The organism is Leucobacter chromiiresistens, from assembly GCF_001477055.1.
Taxonomy (GTDB): domain Bacteria; phylum Actinomycetota; class Actinomycetes; order Actinomycetales; family Microbacteriaceae; genus Leucobacter; species Leucobacter chromiiresistens_A.
On record NZ_LDRK01000050.1, the window covers coordinates 1 to 9,960 of the forward strand.

A 9,960-nucleotide genomic window follows, 5' to 3' on the forward strand; every position below is an offset into this window, starting at 1 on the left:
AGGCATCGTGTAGGGCGAGGTGCTGGGCCGGGGGGGCGGGTGGTAGCGTGCCCAGAGCCTGCGGGGGGGGTCCGGCGGAGGGGCGGGCGGGGCGGCGGGGTGGCGGGGGCGGGCGGTGCGGGGGGCGAGGCGGTGCGGGGCGCGGCCCGCGGGGGGGGGGCCGGCGGGGGCCGGAGCCGGGGCGGGAACCGGCTCGGCCGCGGGAATTGCGGGAGCCGCGGGCCCCGCTGCGGCAGCGTCGGCAGTGCCGGCGCCCTGCCCCTGCGAGAGCGCTGCCGCCGACGGCTCGGGAAGGAGCAGCGGCCCCGATTCGTGCTCGACGTTCGAGTCCTCGACCGCCGGCCACGAGAACGGCCGGGGCGGCGCCACCGCTCCGAGCGGCGCGGGCTGGCGGGGCGGAGCGCCCTCGGCGGCGAGGCGCTCGAAGTCGCCCTCCGTGGTGTTGCTGAAGCCCCAGTTGTTCGGCGCAGGAGCCGGCGCGGGCGCCGGCGCTGAGGCCTGCTGCTGCCACGGGTCGGCGGGGGCCGCGGGCTGCGCTGCCGGGGCGGCGCCCGGCGCGTACTGCCCCTGAGCCGCCTGGGGCGGCGCGGGCTGAGCCGCGGGCTGAACCGCGGGCTGAGACACCTGCTGAGCAGCCTGCTGCGGCACGGCCCACGGATCGTGGGCGGCGGCCTGCTGCGGCACGGGCGGGAGGCCCTGCCACGCGGGATCGTGCTGATCGTGCGCACCGGGCTGGGGCGCGAAACCGCCGCTGGAACCGGGAGCGGCCGGGAAGCCGTTCGCTCCCGGGCTGGCCGCGCCGGGCGCCTGCGGGTAATCGCCAGAGCCGTAGCCCGGGGCGCCGTACTCGCGATCCCGCAGCTGCGACGCGAAGAGCGTCGCCCAGAGGGGCGGGATGAACGCGCCCAGCACGGTGAAGCCGCCGCCCTTGCCGAACTCGGTGTTGATGCGGTGGATGGCGATGATGGAGACCACGAGCGCGACGATGCTCAGCCCGGGTACGAGGAAGAAGATCGCGAGCCACCCCGGGAGCCCGCCGCGCTGAATCAGCTGCCACTGGTTCCAGAGCGGGATCCACCCCCACCCCGAGGGCAGCCCCAGGTACGGGAAGAGGCGCGAGAGCGACCAGAGGTACCAGACGTACACCGCGAGGCCGACGAGCGACCAGACACCGAAGACGAGGAAGAACCCAGCACCCAGCTGCGTCGAGGTCTCGTAGTCCATGAATCACTCTTTTCCGTTGGGCGGCGATGCGGGCAAGCGGTGGGCGACGCGGGCGTGCCTCTGACAGGGTACCGTCCCGGGGCGCATTCGAGAATCCGGGCGACCCCGCCTACAGCGCCTCGTCGTCTTGCGTCGAGGGTGCGTACGCGAGCTGCACCACCTGGTACCCGCGGGCCCGCGACACGACCTGCGCGCGCCCCGGCGCGCTCGGGATCGCCTTGACCTTGCCGATGAGCTGGCCCTCTTCGGGGTTGCCGCTCAGCAGGATGCCGGTGACGCCGAGGTCGGTCATGCCCTGGAGGATCGGATCGTACGCGGCGCGCGAGGCACCGCCCGAGCGCCGCGTCACGATCACGTGGAGACCGAGGTCGCCCGCCTGGGCGAGCAGCTGCGCGAGGGGCGCCGCCGGGTTGCCCTGCTGGGTCGCCACGAGATCGTAGTCGTCGATGAGGATGTACCCCTCGGCGCCCGTCCACCAGCTCCGCGAGCGCAGCTGCTCGGCGGTGACGTCGGGCCCCGGCAGCCGGCTGCGGAAGAACTCGACGAGTTGCGTCACCGCGCCGGAGGCCTGCTCGGCGGTCGTCAGGTACGCGCCGAGGTAGGCGTCGGGAATCTCGCCGAGATGGGCGCGGCGGTAGTCGATCATGAAGATGCGGGCCTGGCCCGGCTCGTAGCGGCGGGTGATCTCGTGCACGATGCCGCGCAGCATGGAGGACTTGCCCGAGCCGGAGTCGCCGTACAGGAAGAGGTGCTGCTCCCGTTCGGGGTCGAAGCCGACGGGCGCGAGCTCCGCCTCGTCGAGGCCGAGCAGCAGGTGCTCCGGGTCGGCGGCCGGGTGGGCGCGCAACTCGTCGAGCGGCAGTCGCTCGGGCAGCAGGCGCAGCTTCGGGCCGTGCTCGCGCTGCCAGGCGCTGCCGATCTTGGCGACCAGGTCGTCGACGCCGTCGACCAGCGTCTCGGCGGTCGTGTCGCCGTCGATGCGCGGCAGGGCGGTGAGCATCTGCAACCCGCTGGGATCGAGGCCGCGCCCCGGCAGCGCCGAGACGTTGCCGGCCGCACGGCGGTCGATCTCGGAGTCGGAGGCGTCTCCGATGCGCAGCTCGATGCGCGCGCCCAGCAGGTCTTTGACGTTGGGGCGGATGTCGAGCCAGCGGCTCGCCGTCAGCACGACGTGGACGCCGAAGCTCAGGCCGCGCGCCGCGATCTGCTGCACGGCCGCCTCGAGGCTCTCGTAGTCGCTGCGGAGCGTCGCCCAGCCGTCGATGACGAGGAAGATGTCGCCGTACCCGTCGTCGACGACGCCCTGCTCGCGCCGCAGACGGTACGTGTCTATGGAGTCGATGCCGTGGGCGCGGAAGAACGCCTCGCGCGCGTTGAGCAGCGACGTGACCTCGGCGACGGTGCGACGGATCACCTCGGGCTCGCCGCGCGTCGCGAGCCCGGCGACGTGCGGCAGATCTCGCAGGCCCGTGAAGCTGCCGCCGAAGTCGATGACGAAGACCTGCACCTCGTGCGGCGTGTGCGTGAGCGCCAGAGCGGAGACGAGGGTGCGCGCCGCGGTGCTCTTGCCCGACAGCGGCGCTCCGACGATGGCGACGTTGCCCGCGGCGCCCGAGAGGTCGAGGGTGAGCAGGTCGCGGCGCTGGTAGAGCGGCACGTCGACGATGCCGACGGGCACGGTGAGCCGCCGTCCCTCGCGCCAGCGCGGGGCGTGCAGGCCGAGCTCGTAGCTGACGACGAGCTTGCCGAGCAGCTGGTCGAGCGTCGCGGGTTCTTCGAGCGGGGGCAGCCACACCTGGTGCGCGGCCGGGCCGATGCCCGACATGCGGGCGACGGCGAGCTCGAAGGTGCTCCGCGTCTCCTCCGGCTCGGCGGCCGCGGCCTCGGCGGCGCGACGCTCGGCTTCGGCGGCGGCGCGGGCCGCCTGATCGGCGGGGTCGGCCAGCTGCTTCGCGGCGGCCGTGAACGGGGTGATGCGCGCCGCCCCGGGAGCGGCGGAGGCGTCGTCGCTCGGAGCGATCACGCGGCGCGCGGGCGGCGGACCCGAGACGTACGCGGCGCGGAACTGCGTGAGGTGGTCGTCGCTGCCGACCTTCAGCAGGCCGCCGCCCGGCTCCTGCGGCAGGTGGTAGGCGTCGGGCACGCCGATGACGGTGCGCGACTCGGCCGCCGAGAACGTGCGCAGGCCGATGCGGTACGACAGGTGCGTGTCGAGGCCCTTCAGCCGCGACTCCTCGAGCCGCTGCGAGGCGAGCAGCAGGTGGACGTGGAGGGAGCGGCCGAGGCGGCCGATCGCGACGAACGACTCGATGAACTCGGGCTTCGCGCTCAGCAGCTCCGAGAACTCGTCGGCGACGATGAGCAGCGCGGGCAGCGGCGGCAGATCGGTGCGGCCGTTCTTGCGCGCCTTCTCGTACTCGCCGACGTTCACGAAGTTGCCCGCCGCTCGCAGCAGCTCCTGACGGCGGTTCATCTCGCCCTGCAGCGCATCCTGCATGCGGTCGACCAGACTGATCTCCTCGCCCAGGTTCGTGATGATCGCCGACACGTGCGGCATCTCGGCCATGCCCGCGAACGTCGCGCCGCCCTTGAAGTCGACGAGCACGAAGTTGAGCTGCTCCGGCGAGTGGGTGAGCGCCAGCGACAGCACGAGCGTGCGCAGCACCTCCGATTTGCCCGAGCCCGTCGCGCCGATGATGAGACCGTGCGGGCCCATTCCCTGCGAGGCCGACTCCTTGAGATCGAGGATCAGCGGGGCGCCGTGGGTGTCCTGGCCGATCGGCACGCGCAGCCGATCCCGCTCCGGCAGGTACCGCCACTGCCGTTCCAGGTCGAGGTCGCGCACGTCGGGCAGGTCGAGCAGCTCGAGCAGCTCCTGCTGCCGCTTGCTCGCGCGCGCCACCGATCCGCCGCCTCCCTCCCGGTGCAGCGGGGCGAGCCGGCGCGCGACGGCCTCGGCCTCGACGAGGCTCATGTCGTCGGGGGTGATGGACTCCGCCTGCGTGCGGCCCTCCGCGACCTCGGCGGTGTGCGATCCCACGTAGATGCGCGCCGTGCTGACATCGTCGTTGTCGTCCCAGGTGTTCGGGAGGTCGAGCACCGTGACCCCCTGCAGCCCGCCCGCGAACACGGAGTCGCTCGGCGGTACAGTCGCTCCGTCGACGACGACGAGCAGGTGGGGGCGCGGTGCCGGAGCCGAGCCCTCGGCGGAGAAGCGGGGGCGCTCGCGCAGATCCGACGGGAGCATGCGCATCAGCGTGTCGAGGTCTGAGCCGATCATGCGGGCCGGGCCGAGCGCGTCGTGCAGGCGCGTCGACTGCGCGTGGGGCAGCCACTTCGCCCATTCCCACTGCGGGAGCGACTCGGGGCTCGCCGCGATCACGATCTGCAGGTCCTCCGGGCTGTGCAGGGCGGCGAGGTGGCAGATCATGCCGCGCGCGAGACCGCGGATGCCCGCGACGCGATCGCCGACGAGCTGCACGCTGCGGTACTGCGAGATCCGCAGGTACGTGGGCAGATCCGGCTGGGTCTCGTGGGTGGCGATGAAGCGGTGAGCCGCCGTCGTCGCGACCGGATCGAGGTCGGCGACGGGCGGCAGCTCCGGCGGCACCAACGTGAGCGCGAGCGGCTGCGCGCACGTGCCCACGCGCACCGTCAGGAAGTCGTCGTCGGAGGCGGAGCGCTCCCACACCCGCGTGCCGTCTTCGACGAGATAGCTGAGCGTCTCGGGCGCCGGGTACCTCCAGTTGCGCTCCCGCCGCTGCGCCTTCGCGGCCGTGCGCACCGTGTCGCGCAATTGGGCGAGATACGCGAGGTACTCGCGCCGCGAGCTCAGGATCGACGCCTGCCGGGTCGCGCGCTGCCGCCACCCGTTGACGAAGACGAAGCCGAGCGCCGAGATGAGGAACATGCCGCCCGTGATCCAGCCCGTGGGCCCGGCGTTGCTGACGGAGACCATGATGATCGCGCCCACGCTGCCGAGCATCGGCAGCGCCGAGGTCAGCAGGCTGCTGCCGCCCTCGGAGGGCTCGATCTCGGGAGGCGCCTGCACATTCACATTGCCGGACGGCATGCGCGGCGGCGCGAGTCGACTGCTCATCGATGTGCTCCTTCGAGACGGCGCTGCGCGCGGCCCGTGCCTGCGGCCGCCGATTCAGACTATCAACGACGTGCGACATCGCCATGCGGCATCTCCCGCCGCGGCAGGCGGTACACTCTTCTCGGGGGGAACGGTCTGTCAGCACGGCGGCCGGGGACGCGAACGGGTTCGCAACCGGGCGCAGGCAAGAGTCAACGTGCAATGCAGGGGAGTTTCCATGGAGCTCGGGCAAGGATCGACGGGAGCACCGGCCGCGGGGTGGTACGCCGACCCGGCGGGCAGCGGGCTGCTGCGCTACTGGGACGGACTGGCCTGGACCGAGCACCTCGCCCCCGCAGCCCCGCAGACCCCGTACACGGCGACGCAGGCGACTGCGCCCGCGTACCAGCGCCGCCGCAAGGCGCCGCACGAGCGCGCCTGGACGAAGGGCACCGTCGCCACCCTCATCGTGTGCGCCGTGCTCGTCGTCGCGTCGGTGCCCGCCCTCGCGTGGATGGCGGGCGCGAAAGCGGAGGCCCTGCGGGGCGACCCGGGCGCCGCCCTCGAGCAGTTCCTCGCCGCGACGACCGTCGGCGATCCGGCATGGCGCGACGCCGCAGACCCCGCGCTGCACCCGGAGACGGACGACACCGCGACGCCCCTGTACGGCGACCTCGCCTCCGCGCAGCAGCTCGATCTCGCCATCGACTACCGGTACGACCTCGCAGAGCTCGACTACGCCAACGCCACCGAGAGCTACATCGGCGGCGAGCCCGAGACCGCCGACTCCGCCTCCGTGCCCGTCGACTTCACCTACACCTATACCGTCGACGGCGAGACGTTCACCTCCGAGCTGACGCAGGCCGTGTGGCTCACCCGCCCCTTCTACTACGACGGCTCCGACGAGCCGAGCGCTTCGCAGGCGTCGCGCACCCCCAGCGCGGTCGGGCCGTGGCGGGTCGCCGGCTTCGCGGCCGGATCGACCATCTCCTACGACCCCTCGGGCGAGGAGTTCGCCACCACCTTCACCGACGCGGCTGTCGAGAGCGACGAGACCGTGTGCTTCGATGTGGAGGCGATGATCCTCGAGATGTCGCGGCTCTCACGGCAGGACGGCATGCTGCGCAGCTCGTGCCTCTTCCGCCAGGGCGACGCGAGCCTGCGGCCCGAAGCGCTCGACCCGGCCGCCGTCGCGCAGCAGTTCCCCGTCATGAACGAGTTCAGCGAGATTCCGAACGACATCATGGGAGCCCGGGCCGGGTTCTCCTCGCTGCCGCCGCTCTCGCAGTATCCGATCACCGTGGGCGACACCGAGTACGTGTTCACGGTCGCCGCCACCCCGCCCGACGAGTCGAGCATCCCCGGGCAGACGCTCCGATTCATCCAGGTCGCGGAGGTGGCAGGCGCATGAACGCACCCGAGAGCCATACCGAGCAGGCCGCGCAGCGCCCCCCGCGCAACCGCAGGGCGCGCGTCGCCCAGCTCATCATCGTGGGGGTCACCGTGCTCTGCCTCGCCGGCGCGAGCGCCGTCGCCGCCGTCGTCTGGCCGCGCCCCTACCCGGCCGGGGAGGCGGCGGCGGTGCCGATCGGCGACACGACGCCCCTGTGGATCGAAGAGGACTACGCCGCGGAGTCGAGCACCTACGAGCAGGCGTGGTTCGACCTCAACACCGCGCTGCAGACGCACGACCGCGAGCTCTTCCTGTCGTACGCCGAGGGCGATGCGCAGCAGCAGCTCGCGCTGTGGTGGGACAATCTCTCGGCCATCGGCTGGACCACCGGCTTCATCACCCCCACCACCGACGAGGACGGATCGCAACTCGTCAACATCGGCGTCGACCTCGGATTCCCGGCCAACGAGATGCGCGGCAGCGGCACGGCCGACGCGGGCCTCATTCTGACGCAGGGCAGCTACTACCGCATCACCACGTCGGGCAGCGACGATGCGCTGCGCATCACCTCCTTCGTTCCGCGCGACATCATCCAGCCGTGGGACGAGGGCAAGATCTACGTCGAGCGCCGCGATCACGTGGTGCTCTTCGCGCTGGAGGACGAGCGCGAACTGGTGACCCGCTCCATCGACGAGGCCGAGGAGGCGGCGGCGACGACCCTCGAGCTCGCCACTCGCATGGGCGGTCAGGTGCCCCAAACCGGCTTCACGTCGGGCATCACGGCGAGCAACGAACGCCTCCAGCACTGGCGGTACGGCAACAGGGAGCAGCCGGAGGGCGAGATCGACGCCGCCGGCTTCGCCCGATCCCTCTACCGGCCCTCGCAGTCCTCGGAGTTGATCGACCCGACCATCGCGACCGGCAACGCGACGGGCGGCACCACCGTGATCCTCGGCCCGGGTGCCGACTACGACCGACGCGCCGTGTTCATCCACGAGTTCGCGCACGCGATCCACTACACCGCGGCGCCCTCCCAGAGCTGGGGCACGTCGCGCGCGGCGCTGGAGGGCTTCGCCCGGTACGCCGAGTACGCATCCGGCGCGTCGGAGTTCGTCGCCTACCCGGAGCTGACGTCTGCCGTCGCGTCGCTCGGTGTCGAAGTGTTCACCGACGACCGGCTTCTGCAGGAGGCCACCGCGGGGGTCGCCTACGATTCGGCGGGATCGTTCTACCTCTTCGTCGCGGAGAACGGCGGAGACCCCTGGGCCCTGGCCGTCGACTCGGTGACGGAGGGGCGGCCCATCGCCGAGGTGGCCGCCGAGATGTCGCCCGCGCTCACTGCCGAGAAGTGGCAGCAGTGGGTGGCGGGTCAGTAGGTCGTCGCCTGCTCGCGTTCGCGCTTGCGTCTGCGCGACACCACCACGAGCACGATCGCGACCGCGATGCCGCCCAGCAGCACCAGCACCCCGACCACCACGAGCGCCACCATCAACGGCGACACACCCGCCGACTCCGCCACCCGCACGGGCTCTTCATCGAGCGGCTGCGTCGTGTACGGCGTCGCCTGAACCTCGCCGAGATCCACGATCGGTTCACCGTCCACGTACGCCGCACGATACTTCTCGTACCCCTCGACGAACGGCCCGCTGCTCCAACCGCACATCACCTGCCCGTTGTCCGCGATGTACCCCGGCTTCCCGTCGAAGACGCACCGAGGGTCGTCGAGGCTCGTGACCCACTGCGGGTTCTCATCGGGGAACTGACTCGGATCAGCCTTGAGCATCTCCATCACATTGAGATCCCCCGCCCCAAGCTGGTCTTGAGCCCTCTCGATCTCGTGCACCCCGCCCGAACCCGTGGTGCGCAGCATCGCCTGCGTCACCTGGAACGGTGACGCATCCGGGTACTTCTGCATCCCGAGCGCCGCAGCCCCCGCCGCGAGCGGCGTCGCATACGACGTCCCCGAGATCAGCCGCGGCCCCCAACCATCCGAGCCGCCAACTCCGAGCAGATCGTGCCCTGGCGCCGCAAGTGCGACATTGAACTCCCCGCTCGATGTAGCTCCGGTTTCAGGTTCGCTGAGCAATTCGCCGTCTTCTTGGATGGCGTTGATTGGAAATGCGCCGTTATGAGCGAAGGGGCCGCCGTACAACGCGAACCCGGCGTCCGGGTTCAGCACCCCGACGAAGACCGGCACCTCCGCGATCAACGACTCGAACATGACCTGGTCCCAAGCAGCAGCCGCCCCGCCCAGTGTCGAGATCGACACGACGTCGGCGCCGTCGCGAATCGCCGCCCGCGCAGCCAGCGACAACGGATCCCCAATCCCTTTCGGGTTGTTCACGACGGCGGCCCCGTCCCACCGAATGTCATGGGCGAGGTCGATACCACCCTCCTCGACCGTCGGATCCTGCAGCTTGCACTGATCAGACCCCGCCTGATCGAGATCGCCGACCCCGTAGAACCACACCTCGGCCTTCGGCGCGATCCCCCGCGCCCCCAGACCACCATCACCCGCGACCCCATTGCCGACCAGCATCGACACCACATTCGTGCCATGCGCAGCCTGAGCCGGATCATCCGAGACGATCTGACGCGGCTCCCCCGAATCCGGATCCACACACGTCGTCCCCCGCACCTGCAGATTCGCACCCGCCAACTCCGGCGCATCCGGATTCACGAACGTGTCGATCACCGCGATCTTCACACCCGCACCCGTCGCACCCGACTCCCGCAGATTATCCAGGTCCCACAGTTGAGCGGGCCACAGCCCGCGCGCTCGCTCCGCATCTGAGTCAGGGACGGCAACCGCAGGGGCTGCCGCCAACAGGGCGACGGCCGTCACGCTGAGCGCCGCCAGCAGAGCGGTGCTCCATCGGGTGAACGCCGCACGGGCGGGGGTACGCCTGCTTGCTGGGTGCTGTCGGGGGTGCTTCATGAACTCCTGCTTTCTGATCTGCTCCCCCGAGCCGCGGCGGTCTCCCGCCTCCACTACGCACGCGCCGCTGATGCGGGCCCGGGACGCCGGCGGCGCTCCGGGCCCGCTTCACCGGCGGTTCGCGTTCATTCCTCCGTCGTGCGCGAGCCCGCGCGAGACGCGCGTGCCGCGGGGCCGCCGTCGCCCTCGTCTTCGAGCTTGGGCGCGATGTAGCCGCCCAGGCCCGACTTCGGCGACTTCTTCTCAGCCGCTCCGCCGGCACCGCCGCCGCCCATCATCATGCCGCCGGGGCGAGCGCCCCGGCGGCATGATGATGGGCGGCGGCGG

General features: G+C 71.7%; 6 protein-coding genes. 2 read left to right on the forward strand and 4 right to left on the reverse strand.

Going from position 1 to position 9,960, the window contains the following annotated elements; translation table 11 throughout:
• Positions 1 to 1,224 (reverse strand): DUF5684 domain-containing protein (locus NS354_RS13580; protein ID WP_241490443.1); only part of this gene is annotated, 1,224 nt, incomplete at its 3' end.
• A gap of 109 nt (positions 1,225 to 1,333) precedes the next feature.
• A complete protein-coding gene (eccCa, locus tag NS354_RS08485; RefSeq protein WP_058594099.1) occupies positions 1,334 to 5,323 on the reverse strand; it encodes a type VII secretion protein EccCa in 3,990 nt (1,329 codons plus the stop codon).
• A 217-nt stretch (positions 5,324 to 5,540) separates the two neighbouring features.
• On the opposite strand from eccCa, the gene NS354_RS13710 reads away from it, so the two are divergent.
• Both NS354_RS13710 and NS354_RS08495 read left to right on the forward strand, forming a co-directional pair.
• On the forward strand, positions 5,541 to 6,713 hold the full coding sequence (locus NS354_RS13710; protein WP_058594100.1) for a DUF2510 domain-containing protein: 1,173 nt from the start codon (positions 5,541 to 5,543) through the stop codon (positions 6,711 to 6,713).
• On the forward strand, positions 6,710 to 8,071 hold the full coding sequence (locus NS354_RS08495) for a hypothetical protein (protein ID WP_058594101.1): 1,362 nt from the start codon (positions 6,710 to 6,712) through the stop codon (positions 8,069 to 8,071). The genes NS354_RS13710 and NS354_RS08495 overlap by 4 nt, the downstream gene beginning before the upstream one ends.
• On the opposite strand, the gene NS354_RS08500 is transcribed toward NS354_RS08495, so the two are convergent.
• Positions 8,065 to 9,402, reverse strand: a complete 1,338-nt coding sequence (locus NS354_RS08500) for a S8/S53 family peptidase (RefSeq protein ID WP_058594102.1) — start codon at positions 9,400 to 9,402, stop codon at positions 8,065 to 8,067. The two genes, NS354_RS08495 and NS354_RS08500, sit on opposite strands and share 7 nt — an antisense overlap.
• 356 nt (positions 9,403 to 9,758) lie before the next feature.
• The coding region (locus NS354_RS13585; RefSeq protein ID WP_206542600.1) for a hypothetical protein at positions 9,759 to 9,960 on the reverse strand (202 nt) is incomplete at its 5' end.